General features: G+C 52.0%; 16 protein-coding genes. 6 read left to right on the top strand and 10 right to left on the bottom strand.

Annotation, left to right across the window (positions count from 1 at the left end):
- Positions 1-4 precede the first annotated feature (4 nt).
- The 5 genes from OXG87_05075 to OXG87_05055 are packed head-to-tail and all read left to right on the top strand — an operon-like array spanning position 5 to position 5,622.
- On the top strand, positions 5-1,255 hold the full coding sequence (locus tag OXG87_05075) for a mandelate racemase/muconate lactonizing enzyme family protein (GenBank protein MCY3868908.1): 1,251 nt from the start codon (positions 5-7) through the stop codon (positions 1,253-1,255).
- Between the two features lie 23 nt (positions 1,256-1,278).
- Positions 1,279-2,199, top strand: a complete 921-nt coding sequence (locus tag OXG87_05070; protein MCY3868907.1) for a dihydrodipicolinate synthase family protein — start codon at positions 1,279-1,281, stop codon at positions 2,197-2,199.
- Positions 2,200-2,234: 35 nt separating this feature from the next.
- A complete protein-coding gene (locus OXG87_05065; protein MCY3868906.1) occupies positions 2,235-3,449 on the top strand; it encodes a hypothetical protein in 1,215 nt (404 codons plus the stop codon).
- A gap of 13 nt (positions 3,450-3,462) precedes the next feature.
- A complete protein-coding gene (locus OXG87_05060) occupies positions 3,463-4,221 on the top strand; it encodes a hypothetical protein (protein MCY3868905.1) in 759 nt (252 codons plus the stop codon).
- Between the two features lie 36 nt (positions 4,222-4,257).
- Positions 4,258-5,622, top strand: a complete 1,365-nt coding sequence (locus tag OXG87_05055) for an SAF domain-containing protein (protein ID MCY3868904.1) — start codon at positions 4,258-4,260, stop codon at positions 5,620-5,622.
- A 39-nt stretch (positions 5,623-5,661) separates the two neighbouring features.
- Here OXG87_05055 and OXG87_05050 read toward each other — a convergent pair whose 3' ends face one another.
- The 5 genes from OXG87_05050 to OXG87_05030 form a co-directional block, all read right to left on the bottom strand.
- Positions 5,662-6,561 carry a dihydrodipicolinate synthase family protein gene (locus tag OXG87_05050; GenBank protein MCY3868903.1) on the bottom strand — a complete coding sequence of 300 codons (900 nt, stop codon included), beginning with the start codon at positions 6,559-6,561 and terminating at the stop codon, positions 5,662-5,664.
- 30 nt (positions 6,562-6,591) lie between these two features.
- Complete coding sequence (locus OXG87_05045; protein MCY3868902.1) at positions 6,592-9,261, bottom strand: TonB-dependent receptor; 2,670 nt, start codon at positions 9,259-9,261, stop codon at positions 6,592-6,594.
- Positions 9,262-9,439: 178 nt separating this feature from the next.
- Positions 9,440-10,339, bottom strand: coding sequence for a creatininase family protein (locus OXG87_05040; GenBank protein MCY3868901.1), 900 nt, complete (start codon positions 10,337-10,339; stop codon positions 9,440-9,442).
- A 34-nt stretch (positions 10,340-10,373) separates the two neighbouring features.
- Positions 10,374-12,635 carry a hypothetical protein gene (locus tag OXG87_05035; protein MCY3868900.1) on the bottom strand — a complete coding sequence of 754 codons (2,262 nt, stop codon included), beginning with the start codon at positions 12,633-12,635 and terminating at the stop codon, positions 10,374-10,376.
- Between the two features lie 124 nt (positions 12,636-12,759).
- Positions 12,760-13,806, bottom strand: a complete 1,047-nt coding sequence (locus OXG87_05030; protein MCY3868899.1) for an alanine racemase — start codon at positions 13,804-13,806, stop codon at positions 12,760-12,762.
- A gap of 204 nt (positions 13,807-14,010) precedes the next feature.
- Here OXG87_05030 and OXG87_05025 point away from each other — a divergent pair, with 204 nt between their 5' ends.
- The gene (locus tag OXG87_05025; GenBank protein ID MCY3868898.1) at positions 14,011-15,096 is read left to right on the top strand and encodes a Gfo/Idh/MocA family oxidoreductase; all 1,086 of its coding nucleotides are present in this window, start codon (positions 14,011-14,013) and stop codon (positions 15,094-15,096) included.
- Positions 15,097-15,216: 120 nt separating this feature from the next.
- Here OXG87_05025 and OXG87_05020 read toward each other — a convergent pair whose 3' ends face one another.
- From OXG87_05020 to OXG87_05000, 5 genes are all read right to left on the bottom strand, one after another.
- On the bottom strand, positions 15,217-16,536 hold the full coding sequence (locus OXG87_05020) for a metallophosphoesterase family protein (protein ID MCY3868897.1): 1,320 nt from the start codon (positions 16,534-16,536) through the stop codon (positions 15,217-15,219).
- A 33-nt stretch (positions 16,537-16,569) separates the two neighbouring features.
- Entirely contained in the window at positions 16,570-17,883 is a 1,314-nt protein-coding gene (locus OXG87_05015) for a metallophosphoesterase family protein (protein MCY3868896.1), read from the bottom strand.
- Positions 17,884-17,974: 91 nt separating this feature from the next.
- Positions 17,975-18,724 (bottom strand): phytanoyl-CoA dioxygenase family protein, encoded by a 750-nt coding sequence (locus tag OXG87_05010; GenBank protein MCY3868895.1) that lies wholly within the window; start codon positions 18,722-18,724, stop codon positions 17,975-17,977.
- A gap of 85 nt (positions 18,725-18,809) precedes the next feature.
- Complete coding sequence (locus tag OXG87_05005; GenBank protein MCY3868894.1) at positions 18,810-21,191, bottom strand: ABC transporter permease; 2,382 nt, start codon at positions 21,189-21,191, stop codon at positions 18,810-18,812.
- 297 nt (positions 21,192-21,488) lie between these two features.
- Positions 21,489-22,850, bottom strand: a complete 1,362-nt coding sequence (locus tag OXG87_05000; protein MCY3868893.1) for an adenosine deaminase — start codon at positions 22,848-22,850, stop codon at positions 21,489-21,491.
- Positions 22,851-23,179: the final 329 nt, after the last annotated feature.

The following is a 23,179-nucleotide window of genomic DNA, read 5'->3' as shown; positions in this document are numbered from 1 at the left end:
CGTCATGAAAATCGCAAACGCAACCCGTCGTAGCCTCAATATTCCCTTTTACTGCAAACGGGTCGAACGCGCCATGCACCGCGCTCAGACTCACGATGAACGGGTCTATCTCTACCGTATTGAAACCGATGAGGGGATCGTGGGCTATGGAGATAGCCTGTCTGTTAGCGATGTGCATACACTGATCGGTCAGAACCCCTTCCAGATCATGAACAATGACGCCATCGGCTTTGGCCCACAGCTTGCTGTTCTGGACGCTGTTGGAAAGGCCGCTGATGTGCCCGTCCATGCCCTGCTCGGCACCAAATTGCGCGACCGATGCCCCATTTCCTGGTGGGACATTGATATGTCACCTGCCGACTGGGTCGCAGAGGCCAGAGAATCTCTCAAACGCGGGTACACTTCTTTCAAAATGAAAGCCCGCCCCTGGCGAGACATCCTCTATCAGGTCGAAGCCGTCGGCAAAGTCGTACCCGCAGATTACAAATTCGACATAGATTTCAACGGTTTTCTGCTCAATCAGGCAAAAGCGGAGATTATCCTCCAGCAGCTCGACAATCACCCCAATGTCGGCATCTACGAAAGTCCCTTCTACCTTTATGGCGATCTCATCGGCGCGCGGATTCTTCGCGAACGCGTATGTAAATCCGTCGTCGAACACTTCAGGGAAGAGTATTTGCCCGCCCACGCCTGCGATGGCTTTGTTATTGGCGGCGGTGTCACAGAAGTCCGCCGGCAGGCCGCACTCGCCGCTGCTTTCAACAAACCCTTCTGGTTACAAATGGTTGGCACTGGAATTACCACTGCCTTCGCCGTACACCTCGGCTCTGTCCTCTCCCACGCCCAGTTGCCCTATATTACCTGTCACGAACTCTGGAAACACGATTTGCTCAAAAAACGCCTCGACGTGATCGACGGTCACATCCAGGTCTCCGATGCTCCTGGCCTGGGCATTGAAGTCGATGAAAAAGCTGTCGAAAAATATACGGTTGATCCCGATACACCCACACCTAAAAGGCTCTACCGAGGCAAAAAACGCATCCTGCGCATTTCGTGGCCCGGTGTGGGCAAACAGAAACGCATCTGGGAATTTACCGATGAAGCCATCTACCAGAAGACCTTCTACGCAGGTAGCATCCCCGGATTTGAACGCGGTGTTACCCTGGAAGTCATCGAAGACGACGATAGCGCGACTTTTAAAAAAGCCCATGCCACGCTGGCAAAACGCGAGGCAGCCATACCCGCTCTGACGTGAATTAAAGCCGGGAGAACTCATCGATGGCATCCGTAACCTTTAAAGGCGTCTTTCCCATCCTCGTCACCCCATTCGATGATCAGGGCAACCTCGATCTGGAATCCTTTGATCGAACGGTACGCTTTATGGCCGACATCGGTGTAAACGGCGTTACTATCATTGGTGTACTCGGTGAATCCAATCGAATGCTGGATGCCGAACGGGAACAGCTTATTAAAACCGCTGTGGGCGCTGCAGGCGGGCGCATCCCCGTTATTGTGGGCACGAGCTACAGCGGCACACGGGCGACCCTTGAACTCAGCCGGATGGCCGAATCTCTCGGCGCCGCCGGTGTGATGGTTACCCCTTCGTGCGAATCCGTGCCCAACGAAGACCGCATCTTCGAATTTTTCCAGCAGGTGGCCGAAGGTATCTCCATTCCCATCGTCGTACAGGACCACCCCGCCTCTACCCAGGTCCACATGTCCGTTCCCCTCATTCTGCGCCTCGTCCGGGAAATTCCGCTCGTCGCCTGCATCAAAGAAGAAGCCGTGCCCACGCCGCCCAGGATTACTGCCCTCTTGGATGGCATTGGAGACCGTGTGGTCACTATTCTCACCGGCCTCGGTGCTCTCTACGGTGCCTTTGATCTGACTCGCGGGGCACACGGTTTTATGACTGGCTTTGCCTTTCCCGAAGTTCTGCTCGCCCTGGTTCGGAGTGCTGAAAATAGAGACTTTGATACCGTACACGACATCTATCACCGATACCTGCCGCTCATTGTGTACGAACAGCAGCCGGGAGTGGCCATCCGCAAAGAGATTTTCCGCCTGCGCGGCCTTATCGCCAGTAGCTACGTGCGCCATCCCGGCGCAAATATCGACCCCACCACTGCCGACCACTTGAAATCACTCTTGCGCAAAATGCTGCCCGGCGCAGATATTACGAGGCCTATCGAGGTGTGAACGGCAGGATTTAGGCTTTAAAAGAGGATTTGATCATGAAAATCATCGACATCGACATCATCCCCATCTACCCCAAAATCGCCGACCGGAATGCCGATCAGAAAGCCCGGTTTTTCAATATAAACCATCGTACCATTTTTAAAATTACGACTGACAATGGCATTGTGGGCTATGGTGATGCACGCTGTGAGTCCCCTCTCAAGTCCACTGTAAATCACCTGATCGACCGCGATCCTTTTGACTTTATCAACGCCGATCTCAACAGTGGCCTGATGGGCGCACTCTACGATGCCATGGGCAAATACCTTGAAATTCCCGCGTACAAACTCATGGGTCAGAAGATACGCGACCGCGTACCCGTAGCTGCCTGGACCCGCCCTGCCTCCCCGGAAGACCTGGCCAAAGAGGTTCAGCGAGCTGTAGAAGAAGGGTATATGATCTTTAAAATCCACACCTGCGCCTATTACGACGTGTACGAACAAACCAGAGCTGTTGAGGAGGTTGCTCCGCCCGGTTTCAAGATGCATTACGACTTCAATCACAATCGGCCGCTTGCCGCTGTCCTGCGCATTTTGCAGGAGTTGGAGAAGTCTCCCGTCGTAGGTATGATCGAAGATCCCCTGGTCTTATCCGATGTCGAAGGCTGGCGCTTTCTGAGGGAGAAAACCAGTTTGCCGCTGCTCATGCATGTCCCTCAACTCGGCGGAGGTCAGGAGATTATTCGCGGTTGCGCCGATGCCTACATGATCGGCGAAGGCGGCATTGGCTCTACCCTCGTGCGTGGATTTGCTACTGCCCTGGCCAATGTCTCCTCTGTCATCCAGCTCACAGGCGGTACCCTCACCAAAGCCATGGCTCTGCATATGGGCGCCGTGATTCCCAACGTGGCTCATTCTACCAACCTGGACGACCAGTACGGTGAAGACGTTGTCAAACAGCGCATCGAAGTCGCAGGCGGTTCCTCTCCGGTACCCAAAGGCCCCGGCCTCGGCGTAGAAGTTGATGAAGACGCGCTGACCAGATGCGCCGCCAACAAACCCACTGTTATTCCCCCCACTATTGGCATCCTGCATCTACCCGATGGCCACAAGCTCTATACCAGAGGATTCCCAAACGTTGCTCGCCTCACTGGTTTCCCCGAAGGCAACATCCGGGGCATTCGCCTGGATGTCTGGGAAGACGACGGTTCCGACAAGTTCAAACAAACCCTGCAACGCATCGATCAGCAGGGTCCGTTTATGGAAAAATAGTAGGTCTCTTATTATGCACACCAGCACCCTCTTAGTGTCTCAGGACTTTGAATACTGGCAATCTGGCGAAAACGGCCTCACTTGCGTCGATTTTGAGACTTTCTGTCCGGACTACCACGAATTGGACCGCACGGGTGTCATCTCTCCCCATCTCGAAGACGGCATACTGCACACCGGGTATGCACTTCTGGCACTGACCACTGCCTTTTACGATATCTGGCGCGCTCGCACGAATGATTTTTTTATCTATCCCCAGCACTTTGCCATCCTGGACATCACCAGAGAAGGCGTCAATACGGGATGCGGGCGCCTGCCACTTGAGAAAAATACGCTGGGTGGTCCCTGGGGCAATTTAGATGTCTGGCCCAACTCAAAATGGATTCCCGCCCAGGGCAGCGTTTCCGGCATGCTCAAGAAAGCGTTTGACCTTCAGATCAACCGCCTGTTCTGGCCCGAAGCCTTCCGCCCAAATCGCGAAGAAAAATCTCTACCTGCTTATGCGGTCAAAATGCTCCGTACTCACCTGAAAGCTGTCTATTATTACAACACCTCCGAACCCAATATCGAAATCCATACCGCACAAAACGTGCAAGATCTTCTTCAGATGAGCCTCAATAGACTGTCCGACATAGATGGCCTATCAATACAACACTTTCTCCGGCGACAGGTTCTCGAAAATCCACAGACCGATCATCGTTATGTCGAACAGTATCGCAAAGTAGATCTGGATCATTTTCTTAACGACATGGCAGACTGCTTTGAAAATGCCTGATTGAGCCTCTCATAATTTTCTCTTGCGGGGAATCCTTTGGCCAACGGTCAACTCTTACACCTACTAACCGCCCGCGCCGAGTCTAAAAATCCGCTTCGCGTGGGCCTCATCGGCACTGGAAAATTCGGCACCATGTTCCTAGCCCAGGCTCGTCGCGTTGCGGGTCTGCACGTCCTGGGTGTGGCCGATCTATCCCTGCACCGGGCGCGTGAAGCCCTCAGGCGTGCTGAGTGGCCGCCCGAACAATTTGCCGCATCCCACTGCGATCACGCCCTCAAAACCGGCGCCACCTTTCTCACCGATGACGGCGATGCCCTCATCCGGGCGGACGGTCTGGACGTTCTGGTTGAAGCCACTGGCAATCCTCTCGCAGGCATCCACCACGCCCTTCAAGCCATCGAACACGGGCGCCATCTGGTCATGGTCAATGTCGAAGCAGATGTTTTGGTCGGTCCCCTCCTGGCTCAACGTGCAGCATCTGCTGGTCTCGTGTACACCCTCGCCTATGGCGATCAACCGGCTTTGATCTGTGAATTGGTTGAATGGGCCCAGACCAATGGCTTCGACATTGTCTGCGCTGGCAAGGGCACCAAATACCGGCCCGCGTACCACACATCCACCCCTGATACTGTCTGGGAGCACTACGGTTTCGATGCAGAAACTGTTGCAGAGGGTGATCTGAACCCTCGTATGTTCAACTCTTTTTTGGACGGTACAAAATCCGCCATTGAAATGGCCGCTGTCTCAAATGCTACCGGCCTGAATCCCCAGCCCGAAGGCCTGAAATTCCCGCCCTGCGGCATCGACCAGTTGCCCGATGTTTGCCGGCCTCATAGCGATGGGGGGCAGCTTTCTCACAAGGGAACCGTCGAAGTCGTCTCCAGCCTGCAACGAGATGGAACTCCTGTAGATCGGGATCTACGCTGGGGTGTTTACGTCACCATCGAAGCTCCCGGCGACTACATCCGCCGCTGCTTCTCTGAATACGGCCTTCCCACTGATTCCACTGGACGTTACACGGCCATCTATCGCCCCTACCACCTGGTTGGCATGGAACTCACCACCAGCGTCTTGCGCGCTGGCTTGCGCGGCGAAGCCAGTGGCGCGCCCGTTGTTTTTAATGCAGACGTTGTCGCTACGGCAAAACGCGATCTCTCTCAGGGAGAAGTCCTGGACGGCGAAGGCGGCTACCGCGTGTACGGCAAACTCATACCATCTGATCAGGCTCGTACATCCAATACCCTGCCCATCGGTCTGGCTCACAATCTCAAGCTAAAGCACAAAATCGCGGCGGGACAACCCATACACCAATCCGATGTCGAATTGGACGAAAACAACGCCATTCTCCGCCTTCGCCGGGAAATGATACAATGCTTTGCAACGACGAAAAAACCCCGATAGTGCAAAGCTATCGGGGTTTTTTTATGGATGCGTTCCTGCTTACGACGCCTCTGTGCGGAATAGAGGGCGAAGTTTTTTGAGGATGGCGTCGAGTTCTCGGTGGTCGTCTTCATCCATTTTTGTGCTGCCAGGCGCGCGCATACCGCTTGTTTTGAAGATGCCCCGGCGAATGAGTACTTCTTTGACCAGGCGGAGACCGAGGATTTGGATCAGGTTGGTGAGTGGAAGGAGTTGATCGAAAAGATCGCGTGCTCTGTCTTCATCGCCTGATTGGAAAGCATCCCAGATATCAACGTGAATATCCACAACCGGGGCGCCGGGCATAAAGCCACTGGCGCCTCGTCGCATTTCTGAGATCATCCAGCGGCACCAGGCCCCGCCAAAAACGCCCTGACAGTGATCACCTGCTTCGGCGACAATGGCACTGATGTGATGTGCGCTGGGGTTGGCTTCTTCTTTGACGTAGATGAGGTGCTCGACTTCGGTGAGCAGGCGAACGAGTGCAGAAGGTTGCATGCCAGCACCTGCGTTCTGGATGAAAATGGGCAATTGTCCCGCGCTGGAAATGGCCTCAAAGTAGCGGAGATTTTCATCTGGTCCACCGCTGCCCATATAGGGTGGCATGGCGATGACGGCATCGGCACCTGCGCGCCCGGCATGGGCGGCGTGCTCGGTGGCTGTGGAGATGTTGGTGCCAGCCACACCGGTGATGACGGGGATGCGTTTGTCGGTTTTTTTGACGACGATTTCGACCAGGGTTTGTCGCTCCCGGTCGGAGAGATATTGAAATTCACCTCCGAGTACGGGAAAGACCATGCCACCCGCACCAGCGGCGATGCAAAAGTCGATTTGCCGTTCAAGGCTTTCGATATCGAAGTCGCCGGATTCGGCAACGGGTGTTTGTAATACGGGCAAGATACCGCGGATGGGATCGCTCACGGTGGTCTCCTGTGTTAGAAATGATGACGGCTAATAATCGTACGATAGTGAAATATTCCAGCGACGCGATAGGCCGAGGAATACGCGAGCGCTTGCTGCGTCGTGATCGTTGCCGTCATCTGCGTCGGATATATAGCGTTCGTCGAGCAAATTGAAGACGTGCAGTTGGAGTTTTACTTTGCCATTGCCAAATGTACTGCCGGGCAAGGTGTAGCCCACATGCAGGTTTATCAGGTTGTAATTTGGGACCTGCCAGGACTGTTTTCGGTCGCTGGCATCTGTTCGGTTGGCGGGATCGAATTTGGCGTAGTGATCCATAAATCGCCGCAGATTCAGCGAGGCGTAGAGGCCTCGTGTGGGAAATACCGTGCCGCTTAACGCAAGGGTTTTTTGCGCCGAGTCACCCACTTTTAGCCCTTTGGCATAGACCTGAAAGTTGCCGATGGCAGATGGGTCTTCTTCAGGGGAAAATGTGACATTGGCATCGTTGAGCCATTCCCAATTGCCCAGCGATAACATGCCGCGCACTTCCAGCATGGAATGGGGACGCGCTTTCAGGTCGAACTCTATACCTGTATGCCGCGCGTCAATGCCGTTTAGCAAAAACCGGAAGCGCTGGTCGAGTTTTTCGCTGTAAATGCTCTTGGGCCACGAACGGTCTATCCATCTGGTGTAATAGAAATTTGTGTTTGCTGTCACTACGCCGCGTTTGAAATACCCGGTGCCCAACTCAAAGGAGGCGACTTTTTCATTGAAGGTGGGGTCGTAGAGGCTGTTGTCGTAGTGATAAACGGAGTCGAATTTGGGGGCTGTTGAAAGCCAGCCGATGTTGGCATACATATTGACTGCGGGGGTTGCATTGTAGTTGCCGCCCACTTTTACGGTGTAGCCTTTGAAGTTTTCCCAGTCTGTTTGATCCCAGTCGCCGTTGACCTTTGCGCGGAAATAGTCGATGCGTTTATAACCAGTTATGGATCCCGATGTGCTCAAAAATGCCGTAAAGTTGTTAAATCGACCTTCGAGTTGTGCAAAACCACCGCCCCAGCGCGTGAGGCCGTCGTTGTGGTAGGAGACTTTGTCTCCGAGTCGCTTCACGGAGGTCGTGGCATTTCTGTCCCAGGGAAAGACGTAATAATCGGCACCGAGTAAATTGCGCACTTCGCGCCAATGTTGCCCTCTGTAATAGCGCAAGTCTATGCCAAAAGCCAGCGTATAGATGTCGCTCAAACGGTATTCGGCTGTGCCCAAATACCCATACCAGAAGTGCTGGTTGACCGAGTTTCGGATGACGGTTCTTGCCGCAATTTCATTGACACCTACTTCACCTGCGCCTACCAATTCGGGATGGGCTTCCGATGCTGTTTGGGTGTTCAATTCATCGGCAACGCGTTGCCAGTTGATGCTGCCATCGGGTAGCGAGCGCGGGTTGGTGCCCAAACGCCCTGTGCCGCCGCCTTTGCCGCGCGAAAAATAAAATACGTTGGACAGGATGAATTGTTCGTTGGGTGTCCAGTACCAGTTTAGATTGATCTGGGGTTTGTGGTAAAAATTCTCGCGTTCCATGATGATTTCACTGTCGCGCGCATCGTGTACCTGGCCGTTGTAGTACTCCTGGTAGGATGAGAATGGCGAGCGTCCCCAGTTGGGGTTGTAATCGATGCCGTAGTTTCTCGCATCCGAAACATCAATGCCCAGAGATCGGGCGTAATCGGCATCAAAGGTTGCGATGGATTGCTTGTAGAGGCGGTGTCCGTGGCGTTGCGGCGCGCCTACGACAAACAGGTCAATTTTGTGTGTCTCAGATGCTAAAAAGCTCAGCGCACCAAAGTAGGACCACGCCGATGTCCAGGCCTGATCGGGCAGGCCATCGCCAGTTTTGCGCGTGAGGCCCAGGGTGAAAGCGGTTTTGCCGTTCATCAAACCCGATGAAAAATTGACTGTGGTTTTGTAAAAAGCGTTGTTTCCCGTCTCCTGTTTGATTTTGAACCCGCGCTGTTGGCGGGCGATGTCGGTGACAATGTTCATGGTGCCACCCACTGAGGCTATTGCCAGATTTGAGGCACCCAATCCGCGCTGTACCTGGATTGACGATGTGACATCGCTCAGGCCATCCCAGTTGGACCAATAGACCCAGCCGTTTTCCATATCGTTGACTGGCACGCCGTTGATCATGACGGCGACGTTGCGCTGGTCGAATCCCCTCACATTGATGCGAGAATCGCCAGGGCCTCCACCTTGCTCGGTTGCATAAACGCCCGGCGTATCATTCAAAATCATCGGGAGATCGCGCGAGCCGAGTTTGCGCTCCATATCGGCTTTTGGTACGTCTGAGAAGGCAACGGGTGTTTCGCGCAGTTTGGCGCGGTCGGCAACGACGGTGACTTCTTTGCCTCGGAATGCTTCGGGTATGAGTTCTATAAATAACTCAGCAGTATCCGCTTTTACAACGATGGCGTTGCGATATTCTTTGTATCCTACAAAACTTATGACGAGTGTATAGCTGCCTTCGCCGACTCTGGTGATCTCAAATTGTCCATCGAGATCTGTAGCAGTTCCCCGCCCAACACCTTCTAAATACACGTTTGCGCCCGGCAGGGCTTCACCGGTTTCAGCATCGCGCACTTTGCCTTTTAACTCAGCGGCAGACAAGGTTGAATGGGCCAGAAAGAACAGAGCAAAAAACATAATCAGTTGCTTCATATTGTATCTCCTCAGTAGAAAATGGATCAGGACACATACGCTATGTGCGGCGTATTGGACGATGTTATTACGATAAATCTAAATATATACAATGTTCGGTTGACAACAAGTGTGATCGGGTAAAACAACTCTGCAATGAGATTCGGCCTGCGTTGGCAATGCGCAGGCCGTTTTTATTTTAGAATTTGCGGTCTGGCACTTTCCAGTTGGCGTACCAGATAGAGTCTTCCGGGAGCGTGGCGTCGTCCGACCAGGCTGTTTGCATGGTGAGGAAGTTGGGTAGTTCGGGGCGGATAACGGTTTCCCAGATGTGTTCGACCTGGTCAAAGGTGCGTAGTTTTTGTGTGGGTTTTTCCGATTCATACGCGGCGAGTAATTCCCTAACTTTGTTGCCGAGCCACTCGGTTTCGTCATTGACCATGCGTTCGCCAATTTGGCGATTGGATTCGCGGACGTTTTGGCCCATTGCAAAGTGCGGACCGGGTTCACTTTTGGGTGGTAAACGGGAGATATCGACACAGTCGGGTTCCATGGCCCAAAGAAGTGAGGTTTCGACTTTTCCCGCGTGGTCGCCACCGCTGTTGTTGTTATTGTCAAAGCCGGGTTGGTTGGCTTCAAAGTCGGGTAGGCTATACAGGCGCATGCCCACATGGGGTTGGATGAGTTCGCACAGGGTTTTCAGGTCTTGCCAGTTGGGGCCGTAGTGCCCGGTGAGGAGGATGGCCGCGTGAAAACCGAGGGTGTCGGCCTGACGAATGTGATAGCAGATGTTTTTGAAGTGTTGCCAGGGCGGCATACAGGTTAGCCAGGATCGTTTGGATTGTCCAACCGAGCGTTCTGACCAGAGGGCATAGCCCCCAATTTCGTGGATATGCCAGTAGTCGGGCGGGGCGACGATGCCGCCGTGTTTATGCGCGGTGCGAACGGCAATGCCGTGGGCTTTGAGGGCGTCGAGCCCCACGGCATTTTGTGGGCCGTGTGGTTCGCACAGGCCATAAGGGAAATAGACGACTGGACAGGCTTTGAATGCGGCTTCGAGTTCATCGGGGAACATGCGCTCCCAGCGTACGTCTCTCACGGCGGAGTACTCCTTTTAAAAAATTGGAATGAAGCTACGATTCCAAATCGTGGTGCAGTTTTAGTTGGGCGATAAATTCTGGTGTGAGTGTGGTTTCCGAGTTTTTGAGATGGTCTATGACATCATTCCCAAGTGCTGTGTTGAGATGGTAGTGTTGTACAGATTCGTTGATTTTGATGAAGCCCAGGCGGTTTATAAGGTCCGGATTCTTTGTGCCGTTGACGATGGGCGCGTAAAGGGTGCAGTTGGTGAAGCGCGTGCCCAGTGTGCTTTGCAAAATGTAAAATTGCTCTGGTGCTTTTTTTACGTCGGGCTGGAGGCGGCACTCGGTAAATACGAGTTCGCCCCGCAAATTGGGTGCGGTTATGGTATTCAAACCGCACCGTTCAAAAGTCGCACTGGCAATGCAGTTGCCCAGGTATGCGCTAATATTTTCACAGTCGGTAAATCGCATTTTGGGATAGAGGGCGAGTGCATCGGCATAGTCGGTCGCCGATTCTCCACCGATCAGGATATGTACCTGTTCGTCATCGTCGGCAATTTCCTGAGTGAATTTTTCGAGTTGAATATTGTCGCAGATGATGGTGCTGTTGGCGTGGAGTTGCGTGCCATCGTAGCCGCCGTTGCGGCGCAGGTCGTAGTGGTGTGGATTGGGTATGCGGATGAGGCGAACGCCCTGTTTTCTGCCTTCGACAGTGATGTTTCGAAATTCAATGCGATGGGGAAAGAAGAGGCGGGTATTGTTTTTGGTTTTGGAAAAGGGGACTGTGTCCATGAGCCAGCACGGTGCATTCGATTTGGGTGCTGCGCTGTAATCGATGAGCAGGTCTTCGATTGTGACCGTGCGTGCAAAGCCTATGGGATACTGGTAGTCGAAATCGGATGGGCGACAGGATAGGACAGAAACGCGGCCATTGCCACTGGGCATTAACCGACAGCCGCGGATGCGTATGTGCCCATCCCATTTGGCTCCATAGTCGCGTCTGAAATTGACAAATTGATTGCCGTGACGCGTGGTGTTTTCGATTACCAATTCACCGCCTCCTGTCAAGGCGATGCCTTTGAAGCCAATGGTGCAGTTGCTGATGTAGAGGTTCCAGCAGTGAAAATGCACATCGATGCGGTTGAGACGACAGTTTTCAACGCGGAAGTTTTTGTTGAGGTTGGTGCCAAAAACACCCCAGGCTACCCAGCCGCCTTCTGCTGTGATGTTGCGAAAGGTGCAATTGAGCATCCGTGCACCGCCAATGCCGTAGGTGCCCGCGCTGAGGACTTTTTCGTCTTCTTCGCGATTTTTCTCCCAGGGCATTGCGCGGATGTTTTCCAGTGTGACGTCGTAAACACTGCTGAATACGTAAAAGCCGCGACGGGGGTGCATGGAGATATCTCGGTTCCCCTTTTCCAGACCCATCCATTGTTCGCGGATGATGGTGCGGCTGCGCCGAATGGAGATGCCGTGATGGTGATACCCCCAGGATTCACCGCTGCCACTGTCGCCAGAAAAGTAAAATCCGCCGCCTTCGACTATGAGGTAATTGTCATTGCAGGGTATGGCAGTGATGTCGGTGAAGTTTTTGAATTCCCAGGCTATATCGCCAATGATGCGACCCTCTTCTTCAACATAGAACAGTTCTTCGCGCGCCCATCCCGCCTTTGAATAATTGCCTTCCCGAATGCCAATGCGGTCATCATCATCTTCGGCGATGATGAGATGGCCTGCATATTGTGCCAGTTCGGGAATGAGTTGTATACCGGGTTTTAGTTTTTCCAGTAAAGCGGCTTTGATGGTTTTGTCTCGCGTGAGTTTTTTTGACGGGTGATCGTTGAGAATTTCAAAGCGAGGCTCCCTTCGGCTGTTGTACTGTTCATCGATGTGAAAAATTGTTTGCCCCCAGGAGACGCTGGTTTTGATGGGTATGTCGTTGGTTTGCAAGATCCAATATTCTCCGCTTAAATTTACAATTGGGACTTTGCGGGCGTTGGCGTATTGATGCGCCAGGGTTATTTGTACGCCATCGTCGTTTTCACCATCGCCAATCGCGCCAAACATTTTGTAGTTCACGGCTTTGTTTTCGTGCAAGATAGCGACTAATCCATTGTCCAATGCGATGATGTCGGCATCGTTTGGCTGGATATTCCCATCTGTTTTTTCGATATGATACAGGGCTGCGCCGCCGTCACCGGGGATGTAAAAGCCCGCGGTTTCTACCCAGTCACCTTCGCGGATTTCGGGCGAGGATTTCATAGCTTGAACGATGGCGTAGCGCGTTATGGTTGCACTGTTTGTTGTGTTCACGGCGATCTCCTGAGACAATGCGCGCTGTGTAAGGACAAGGCCACTGATCCCAATGCCAGCGATTGCTTTGCGTCTGGATAATTTATGTGGTTGTTTGGACATGATTTTTTGGAATGTCAAATTTCTACTGTACTTTTCCGCGCCCGGCAACTTTCCATACGTGTTCTACATTGCCATTTCGCACGGCATAGACTTCGTCGTGGAGATTGGTGGTCATGCCCTGATGCAGGGGAATGACAGAGAGGCGGTCGCCTACGGTGAAGGTGCGGTTGCATTCTGATACATCGACGTGTCCGTGTTCGACAGACATGCCGTAGATTCTGGCATTGGGGTGTTCGACGATGTATCCATAAGGGGTGGGGGCATAACTGGTGAATGTTTTTTGCCCGCCATCGATGATGACGCGGTCAGGTGCAGGTGTGCTGACGATGGTGACTATCATGCGTTCGGCACAGGTGATGGGGTTGGGTGGATTGTTTTCGCGGTTGATGCGGCGCAGGCCTTCAAAGACGTAAGAACCAATGCGGGTTTCGGTGCAGCCAATGGCTTTGGAAACTTCGGCAGAGCCCGTGCCACCCCCGCTGATGGTGTTGAGCGCGATGCCCGCGCTTTGAAGCAGGTCGCGCGTTTGGTCGATGAAGGTTTTGGCGCGTTCGTGACTGGGATAGGTCATGATGCCCTGGAACTGAAGGCCGGGCATGGTTGTAACTGCCTGCGCGAGTTCAAGCGCGGCTTTGGGCGATTGTACACCGCAGCGATTGCCACCGGTGTCGCATTCGATGAGGATGTTGATGGTGACATCGTTTTCTGTTGCCCCGTCGGATAGACCGCGCGCGGTGATTTCAGAATCGACAGCGACGGTCATGGTGGCGCGTTTACACAGTGCGGCGAGGCGTTTGACTTTGATGGGTCCGACGATATTATAGGGGATAAGGATGTCGGGAATGCCCGCTTCAACCATGGCTTCGGCTTCGCCCACTTTTTGGCAGACGATGCCAATGGCTCCCGCAGCGAGTTGCATTCTGGCGATTTCGGGGATTTTGTGCGTTTTGGTGTGTACGCGCAGGGGAATGTCGAATTTGTCGCACGCTTCTTGCGTTTCCCGAATATTTTTTTCGAGGATATCGAGGTCGATGGTGAGTGCTGGTGTGTCGAGGTCGTGTATGGTCATGGCAATATCTGTTATTACAAGGTGAAAGACGATGTTGTGTGGGAATAGGCAATGTACGTTGGTATGGGAAGGGCGTCAAGCGGTTGTAAATAGGTTAATCTCACCGATAGTGCATTGACAATGTGCAGGTTGTTTTGTTATTTGAGAGGCGAAGACTGGGGAGGGTGGGCTGACCGCTGATAGCTATTTAACTGAGGAGGCAAAATGGCAGATAAATTGAAGGTGGGGATTGTCGGGGTGGGAGGTATTGCGCGAACACATGTTCCGGGTTGGCAAGCTTCAGAACACGCCGAATTGGTGGCTGGAAGCGATATTAGCGAAGATGTGTTGAAGAGTTGGGGCGAGCAATATGATGTAAAAAAACTGTATGTGAATCCGGAAGATTTGTTTGCCGATCCAGAGATCGATATTGTGGATGTGTGTACACCAAATAATTATCACGCGCCTCTATCTATCGGCGCGCTGGATGCGGGTAAACACGTGATTTGCGAAAAACCACTGGCACCCAGCCCTCAATTGGTGAAAGATATGATTGCAGCGCGAGATCGATCGGGCAAGTTGTTGATGTGCGCGCAGTCGTCGCGGTTTGCAGGGTCATCTCTGGCGATGAAGCGGGAATTGGATACCGGGGTGTTGGGAAATGTGTATCACGCGCGATGCTGGATGTTGCGGCGGTCAGGGGTGCCCGCGCGACCGGGTTTTATTATGAAAAAGCACAGCGGCGGCGGGCCGTGTATTGATATTGGTGTTCACGTTTTGGATTTGACCCTGTGGTTGATGGGTAATCCCAATCCCGTAGCTGTAACAGGTGTGGCAAAGGCGGAGTTGGCGCATCAGGAGGGCGCGTTCAGTACGATGGGGCGCAGTGGTGGTGCGATTCCCAAAGAATTTGATGTGGAGGATTTTGCAGCGGCTTTTGTGCGGTTTGAAAATGGGGCTTCGCTTATTCTGGAGACGAGCTGGATATTGCATCAAGGTCCCACAGCAGAACGGCAGATATGGCTTTACGGCACGAAGGGTGGAGCGCATTTGCCGAGTTGTGAGATCTATTATTCGGATTACAAGACTCAGCAACATCACAAATACGCATTGCAAGATACGGGCGATATCGCCAGAGCGCACGCGCTGGAATGCATGACGTTTGCCAGGGCGATAGCAGAGGGTAAGCCGTCACCAGTACCTGCTGAGCAGTCGCTTCAGGTGATGGCGATTTTGGATGGGATTTATCGCAGTGAGGAGGAGGGACGTGAAGTGGATATAGCGGGAGATGCAAAAATAATTGGGAAGTAAAAATTAAAAGCACCCCATTCTGGACGCCTGCTTAAGGCATGCAGGCGTGACGACAGGAATAACGATTGTCATTGCGGCTTGTTTTTAGCCGCAATCCAGTGTCTTGTTTGTCATTATTGATTAAAAGACTTTGTCGTCTTTGTTTTTCTTTTTTAGAGTATTTTTAAATCGGCGTTCGGGGGATTGAGGCGCGCGATCGATGAGTTTGTTGGGTCTGCCCATTTGTTTGATCAGATCAAAAGCATCATAGAGTTCACCTACTGCGGTCATTGCGCGGTAGTGCAGCGTGTCGCCCGAGATAGTAATGACCTGATAAAGCTGTGTGTTTTCCGCACCGCGCGTCATCCAGCGGTCTTTTCTGAGTGTGAGTTGTTTGGGACCGCTGACCGATACGACATAAACTGTACCTTTGGTTGTGTCGCGCACGGTTACGCCGTTACCAATGTTATGTCCTCTGGCATACGTGTGATTGTGACCCTGGAGCACCATATCGACGGCGTATTTGTCAAAGATGGGTTTCCACGCTTCGCGCTGGTCTTTATTGGCGCGGCCTCCAGATGCCGCATAGACCGGATGATGGAATGTGACAAAAGTCCATTTATTGGGGTTGTTTTTGAGTACTTGTTCCAACCAGGGAGCCTGTTCTTTGTGGCGTTCATTGGAATTGAGCGAGATAATGCGCGCGCCCTGATAGTCCGTGTAATAGGTGGTTTCCGCAAAGCCTTCGGGACCATTTTCTGGCAGGGTGAATTGTGGACGCCATAGAACAGATAGGCGACGTTTGCTCACATCTTGATAGTTAGAGTATTCGTTATTCCCCGGCGTAGGAATGCTGGGGATTTTTGCATGGATCCAGTTACCAGATTCAAACCATTCATGCCAGTCGCTGTCCCTGTTGGCATTGTTGACGAGGTCGCCTGCGTGGATGATGAAATCGGCGTGGGGTGCGTCGAGCACAGCGGTTCGGATAGTGCGCGCCCACAGGGACAGCAGGTTGTTTTGTGCATCGCCAAGGTAGATGAAGGTGAATTCATCCGGTTCGGCTGAGGCCGTGCGAAATTGATACCAGGAACTCCAGATGTCGCCGCTGCCAACGCGATAGGCATAGAGGGTGTTGGGTTTGAGGCCCTTAAATGTGACCGAATGGAAATGGGCGGCAAGTCTGTTGCGTTTCCATTTTTCAGTGCGCGCTGTTTCGCTTCTGGCCCATGTGGTAAAATTGGCCGAGGCATTGGCTTCTGCGATCTGTCCTTCGGCCTGTGTGATGCTCGTGTCAGTGCGCCATGTGACCGATGCTGTGGTGGTGGGGTCTCCCGACCAGGTGATTACTATGCGGTCGGGGATTTTTTTAGGCGCGCGATCTACGGCTGCACGGTGATATTCGTTTGCATAAGTCGGGGCTGTGAACAGGAGCGAAAAGATGAGACAGATCAGACGCATGGTGGTCTCCGGGGGAGAATTTTTATAAGACCACTAATAAACTTTGTCGTCTTTGTCTTTCTTTTCAAGGGTATTTTCCCAACGGCGTTCGGGGGATTGAGGCGCGCGATCGATGAGTTTGTTGGGTTTGCCCATCTGTTTGACCAGATCAAAGGCATCGTAGAGTTCACCCACTGCGGTCATTGCGCGGTAGCTCAGGGTGTCACCCGAGACAGTGATGACCTGGTAAAGCTGTGTGTTTTCCGCACCGCGCGTCATCCAGCGGTCTTTTCTGAGTTTGTATTGTTTGGGACCGCTGACCGATACGACATAAACTGTACCTTTGGTTGTGTCGCGCACGGTTGCGCCGCTGCCGATGTTATTTCCTCTGGCATACGAGTGGTCGTGACCCTGAAGCACCAGATCAACGGCGTATTTGTCAAAGATGGGTTTCCATGCTTTGCGCAGGTCTTTATTGTCGCGACCTTCAGACGCCGAATAGACGGGATGATGGAATGTGACAAAGGTCCATTTATTCGGGTTATCTTTGAGTACTTGTTCCAACCAGGATGCCTGTTCTTCGTGGCGTTCATTGGAATTGAGCGAGATGATGCGCGCACCCTGATAGTCTGTGTAATAGGTCGTTTCTGCAAACCCCTCTGGCCCATTTTCTGGCAGGGTGAAATGCGGACGCCATAGAACAGATAGATGGCGTTTGTCTCCATTTTTATAGTATTCGTGATTCCCCGGCGTAGATATGCTGGGGATTTTTGCATGGATCCAGTCGCCAGATTTAAACCATTCTTGCCATTCACTGTCCCTGTTGGCGCGATTGACGAGGTCGCCTGCGTGGATGATAAAATCGGCATGGGGCGCGTCGAGTACGGCGGTTCGGATGGTGCGTGCCCAAAGAGCGAGCAGGTTGTTTTGTGCATCGCCAAAGTAGATGAAGGTGAATTCATCCGGTTCGGCTGAGGCCGTGCGAAATTGATACCAGGAACTCCAGATGTCGCCGCTGCCAACGCGATAGGCATAGAGGGTGTTGGATTTGAGACCCTTGAATGTGACCGAATGGAAATGTGCAGTATTTCCATTGTGTTCCCATTTTTCAGTGCGCGCGTTTTTGCTCCAGGACCATGTGGTAAAATTGGCCGAGGCATTGGCTTTTGCGATCTGTCCTTCGGCTTGTGTGATGCTCGTATCGGTGCGCCATGTAATCGATGCTGTGGTGGTGGGGTCTTCCGACCAGTTGAGTACAATGCGGTCGGGAATTTTTGAGGGTATGGAATCTACGGCAGCACGGTAATGCTCGTTTGCATAAGCCGGGACTGTGAATAGGGTCAGAAGGATGAGATAGATCAGGCGCATGGTGGTCTCCTGGTGAGGATGTGGGAACGATGTTTCTCTTACAAAGATATACAATGCGTTCCAAATTAAAAAGGCGAAACGCAACTTTTATTCAATCAATTTCAAGAGAGATTTCGTTGTTGAGTTGTTCGCGTTCAGAGCGAGAATCGGTTGTGGCATAGTGGAGGATGAGCGCTTTACGCCATGTGTTTGTGTGATTTGTTTCGCTGTGGTGCAGGGTGCAACCGTGGTGAAAAATGACGGATCCTGCCGGCACGGGACAGGCGACGGATTCGGGGAGGTAGATATTTTTTGTATCGGGTATGTGATGCACGGGGCGGTCCGGGTCATGGGTGATGCCGAAGATGCCGTGCGTATGTGAGCCGGGCACATAACGCATACAGCCATTGGTATCTGTGGCGTCGTCTAAGGCAATCCAGGCGGTGACGAGACCGTTGATGGGTTGTACGCGAAAATAGCTCTGGTCCTGGTGCGCTGGTTTTGCCTGACCGCCCGGTGGTTTGAGCAGCATCTGGTCGCGAAAAACGCGAATGCGCGGTCCGATCAAGCCGCGCACGAGTGCGAGTAATTTGGGATGTTTGGCAATGGGGTGATAGGTGTGGTCAAAGCGCACGACAAATGCGAGAACGCGCACACTGTGATTTCGCGCTTCTGGGTCTGATTTGTCTGTTACGGTATTGCCTTCAAGGCCAATTGAGATGCCTTTGGGTGCCCGATCCGGGTCGGCTATAATCTCGTCGGTGCGATGTATGACGTCGGCGAGTTCTTCTTTTTCAAAGAGGTTTTTTACGACGAGGTAGCCGTGGGTATCGTAAAATGTTTTCATACTGGGTTCAAACACGGTGTTCTCCTTTTGATGCGGAAAATACAGGTTTGAACACAGTATGTCAAGCGCGTGTGTTGAGGGCAGGCTTTCACCTCTGCTATTACTCATACCGCAAGGCTTCCACGGGATTCGCTCGCGCGGCTTTGATGGCTTGATAACTGACGGTCAGAAGCGCGATGAACAAGGCAATGAGACCACTCAGGATAAATGTGCTGATGCTTAGATTGATGCGGTAAGCAAAGCTCTGTAGCCATTGGTTCATCGCGTAGTATGCAATTGGCCATGCGATGAGATTGGCGACGAGGACGAGTTTGAGAAAGTCTTTGGAGAGCAGGCACACAATGCCTGAGACAGAGGCGCCAAGGATTTTGCGAATGCCGATTTCCTTAGTGCGTTGTTGAGTGGTAAACGCAGCCAGACCAAAGAGGCCGAGGCAGGCGATGAGGATGGCGAGGCCGGAGAAGATTTGGAAGACGTGGGACATTTGTTGTTCGCGATTGTAGAGTCTGGCGTAATCTTGGTCTAAAAATGTGTAGCTAAACGGCTGGTTTGGGGCGAGTTTTTTCCAGGTTTCTTCAACCGCAGATATAGATTCTGCGACATTGCCGGGATGGAGACGAATGGCAAGGTACATTGGAAGTCGGTATAGATAGGGCAATACGAGTGGCTCAATTTCCTGTTTGAGTGAGCCGATGTGGAAATCGGATACTACGCCGATAATCGGGCCTTCGATTCCGCTGCCTCTTTTGAGTTTTTTGCCGAGTGCAGTTTGCCATCCCAGTGCTTTGACGGCGGATTGGTTGACGAGAAATGCAGTGACATCTGTTGCATGTTCTATTGGAGAAAAGTTGCGGCCTTCTAAAATTTCTATATTCAGTGCTTCGACGTATTTTTCATCTACCAATGTGTATGTGAGAGATGTTTTTTCATAATTTGCCGGTTGTTCGGGTACGAAGAGCATGGAATCAAAATCACGCCCCGGTACACCTGTATTGAGTGAGGCTGTAGCTACCTGTGGCAGTGTTTCGAGTTGATCTCTAAATGTCATGGCTTGTCTGGGGGAGGTCAGGGTACGCGGTATCTCCCGGAGTATGAGGACGTGTTCCCTGTCAAATCCGAGGTGTTTATTTTGTGTGAAATGAAGCTGGTTGCGAACGACGAGTGTGCCAACCAAAAGGCTGATGGAAATGCAAAACTGTGCGATGACCAATCCGTTGCGAAGATAAGATTTGCCCGATGATATATATCCTTTAAGTGCCGTAACAGGCCAGAATGAGGAGAGATAAAGTGCTGGATACATGCCGGATAAGAGGCCGATGATGATGATGAGAGCAAATAATCCAATGAGCACATGGGGCGCGATCAGGTTGCCCATTGTGAGATGTTTGTTGGCAAGGCTGTTGAGCAGTGGCAGCCCCAATTCGCACATACCAATTGCGAGAACACTTGCAAATGCGACGCAGATGGTGGATTCGGAGAAGAATTGGCGAATGAGTTGCGAGCGATGAGAGCCGAGGACTTTTCGAACGCCGACTTCGCGGGCGCGGGTTGATGAACGCGCTGTGGAGAGGTTGACGAAGTTAATGCAGGCGAGTAGCGGGACAAAAATTGCGATGAGTGAGAAGATATAGATATACATGATATTGCTATTTGCCGTGATTTCATATCTGAGGTTAGAATGTAAATGGATGTCTGTGAGGGGCTGGATGGGGTAGTTGGTGTGGTAGCCGGGCATTGGTGGCATTTTGCTCAAGATGTGTTCGCGAACATAAGTTGTAAATTTGGTTTGCAATTCCGAGGCGGATGCTCCGTCTTTTAACATGAGATACGTATAAACAGTGGCGGATCCCCAGGCTGATTTTCTGCGCTCGATAATGGGGAGTGTTTTGAGGGGGGCGAGAAAGTCGAAGTGAAAGTGGGACTGGGGTGGGAATTCTTTGACCACGCCCGTGACTTGAAGCGATTTGCCATCGTTGAGTTCGAGGGTTTGTCCCATTGGATCGCGATTGGGAAAATAACGCTGTGCGCTTTGTTCGGTGAGGATGACGGCGTTGGGCGCATTGAGTGCTGTTGCGGGATCCCCCGCGATGAAGGGGACGGTAAAGACATCGAAAAAGCTGTTTTCCGCGTAGTAGAAATTTTTCTCGATGACGTAATTCGATTCTCGACGAATGGTTTGACTTTCTCGTCTCAATCGCGTGCTGTGGATGACCTCTGGAAATCGCTCTTTCAGGGTTTCAGATATGGGAACTTCAACATAGGGAATGGTCCATTCGTTGTCGCCGTATCGGCCGTTCCACAAAACGCGATAGATTTGGTCGGCATTTTTGTGAAATCGGTCATAGCTCAATTCGTCCTGTACAAAGAGCATGATCAACATGCAGCACGCAATACCAACGGCGAGTCCAGAGATGTTGACAAAAGAATAGACTTTGTGACGCAAGAGTGTACGGATGGCGACGGTGATGTGATTTTTGAACATGGCTCCCCCTGTAGAAAAATAAGATAGGCTACCAAGTGTTATTTTTTGATTAAAGCAATAACCGTGCCAAAAATTCTTTATGTATATTTTTCAACAAGTTAAATAAAAATGGGAAATTGGCATCCCCACATAAGTGTCCGATAATGATACAGTGGTGTCCGTTTTCGGACACTTGGCACACAAATAATCTATGCTTTGAAACTGAACTATTTAGGAGGATAGTTCCAAATTAGTTCAACTATTTTGGAGTAAGTTCCAAAATGGTACACTTTTTTCGGCGTTTAAGAATCGATTTGTCTAACTGTCAGATCTGTGGTGGTGGCGCAGGCTTCCCAGTTGAAACCGGCGGGGATCGCCGAGGCGTTTGTCCAGAGCTTCTGGTGTCCAGTTGGTGTGGGTGAGTGCCCAGTCGATTTCGCTGGCGAGTGGGCTGTCGAAGATGCCGGGGTCGTCTGCGCCGATGACGAGGTTGACATTTGATTTGAGGAATGTGTGGATGGGGTGATGAGCGGGATCGGGCACACCGCCGATGCGGAGATTGGAGGTGGGGCACGTTTCGATGACTGTGCCGAGTTGCGTGAGGCGGTTTAGAACAAATTGCTGGCGGTTGCGGATTTCTTCGAGGCGTTGGGGATTATAGGGGCGCTCGATTATTTCTTCGGGTGTTCGATTTTCCAGAGTTTGTCGTTCGGTTTGGAGCGCGCTGGCGTTCACTTTGATATCGAAGGCCGAAAGTTCAGAGGCGTGCGAGAGATCGTAGGCGATCTGGTCGAGGCGTTCGCTGACCCGTTCTTTTGCGTGTGCATCGGGGCGGCGCGCGATCGCGACTGCCGGGTCGAGGCCGAGTGCCGTGGCATGGCCCAATCGCCTGGCGCCCATTTCGGCGGCTTCGTGACACCAGCGTATCGCGCTTTCGAGCGATTTATCAAAATAGCTTTCGCCCACATGATAGGTGATTTCAAGGGCGCGTTCGGGGTGTTGCTGGTTGTCTTTGTGTAAGCGTTGGAAGAGTTCGCGGTTGTCTTTGGGGGGATAACCTTCTTCGATGTCGGCAAAGTCAATGCCAACGATGGTGGGGATGAGTTCGGGGTTTTCGTCCAGGAGTTCTTGCACCCATTCGTAGTCTTGTTGCGCGACTGAGCGGCGCAGGGTGACGATGTAACGCGCGGTCGTGTTGTTTTGCGATGCGTTTGAGAGGATTTGGGCATTTGTGCTGTGAAAGTCGATGAATGTCTCTCGCGTTTCCCCACCACCGCTACAACGGTATTCGATAAAGGTGATACCTTCTTTGCGATGTCGGTCATGTGCTTTGAAAAAAGCCTTGATCAGAAGTTCCCGTCTTTTGGGCGGGTGTCTCAAAAGGCTGCTGATGAGGTTGAATTTGGCTTTAAACCGACCAAAATCGCCCCCGTCTTTTTCTGTGTAGATGTAGTGTTCCTTAAATTTGGTAAATCCTGTGGTTGGATTGGAAATGGCATCGCGATAGAGTGCGATGGGATCCGGGCGAATACCATAAGCTTCTTCGTAGGCGTCTGTAAATAGCGTCCAGTCAATGTCTTCGTAAAAGTCTTTGCCGAGTTCTATGAGGTCTTCGGCGGTCAAGCACCCGCCAGGGTGGACGTGGAGTTCGCAAGTTTTGGCCAAGTGGAGTGGGGACATGTATTATTCCTTTGGGTTCGCGCGTTTTGAGCCTGTTGCAAATAGAAAAAGGTAAGAGAATTTACAGGGTGAGACAAGTCCCTATTTACAGATTTAAAAATGTCTCAATTTATGGCAATTCACCGCTTGACGCGGCTTATTATTTGTGATATTTTATGAAGTGAAATAATCGCGCAAATGGAGGCTTACATGACCCTACAGTTGTTGATTTTTATCGCTGCAATGATTTATCTGTGTTGGGTAGCCGTTCGGTATTGGAAGCGTCGCAATCGCAAAGATGGTCCGCTTATTGAAGTGGTTGAAAAGAAGCCCGTGAGTAAGCCGTATAG

The sequence above is a fragment of the Gemmatimonadota bacterium genome (assembly GCA_026706845.1).
GTDB lineage: Bacteria > Latescibacterota > UBA2968 > UBA2968 > UBA2968 > VXRD01.
Note: the sequence above shows the minus strand (reverse complement) of the source record. Positions and strands in the feature narration are given on the sequence as shown.

Excerpts from the sequence above, each read along its gene's own strand:
- OXG87_05075 (MCY3868908.1), top strand. The coding sequence starts at position 5 with ATGAAAATCGCAAACGCAACCCGTCGTAGCCTCAATATTCCCTTTTAC.
- OXG87_05070 (MCY3868907.1), top strand. The coding sequence starts at position 1,279 with ATGGCATCCGTAACCTTTAAAGGCGTCTTTCCCATCCTCGTCACCCCA.
- OXG87_05065 (MCY3868906.1), top strand. The coding sequence starts at position 2,235 with ATGAAAATCATCGACATCGACATCATCCCCATCTACCCCAAAATCGCC.
- OXG87_05060 (MCY3868905.1), top strand. The coding sequence starts at position 3,463 with ATGCACACCAGCACCCTCTTAGTGTCTCAGGACTTTGAATACTGGCAA.
- OXG87_05045 (MCY3868902.1), bottom strand. The coding sequence starts at position 9,261 with ATGAAGCAACTGATTATGTTTTTTGCTCTGTTCTTTCTGGCCCATTCA.
- OXG87_05030 (MCY3868899.1), bottom strand. The coding sequence starts at position 13,806 with ATGACCATACACGACCTCGACACACCAGCACTCACCATCGACCTCGAT.
- OXG87_05025 (MCY3868898.1), top strand. The coding sequence starts at position 14,011 with ATGGCAGATAAATTGAAGGTGGGGATTGTCGGGGTGGGAGGTATTGCG.
- OXG87_05020 (MCY3868897.1), bottom strand. The coding sequence starts at position 16,536 with ATGCGTCTGATCTGTCTCATCTTTTCGCTCCTGTTCACAGCCCCGACT.
- OXG87_05015 (MCY3868896.1), bottom strand. The coding sequence starts at position 17,883 with ATGCGCCTGATCTATCTCATCCTTCTGACCCTATTCACAGTCCCGGCT.
- OXG87_05005 (MCY3868894.1), bottom strand. The coding sequence starts at position 21,191 with ATGTTCAAAAATCACATCACCGTCGCCATCCGTACACTCTTGCGTCAC.
- OXG87_05000 (MCY3868893.1), bottom strand. The coding sequence starts at position 22,850 with ATGTCCCCACTCCACTTGGCCAAAACTTGCGAACTCCACGTCCACCCT.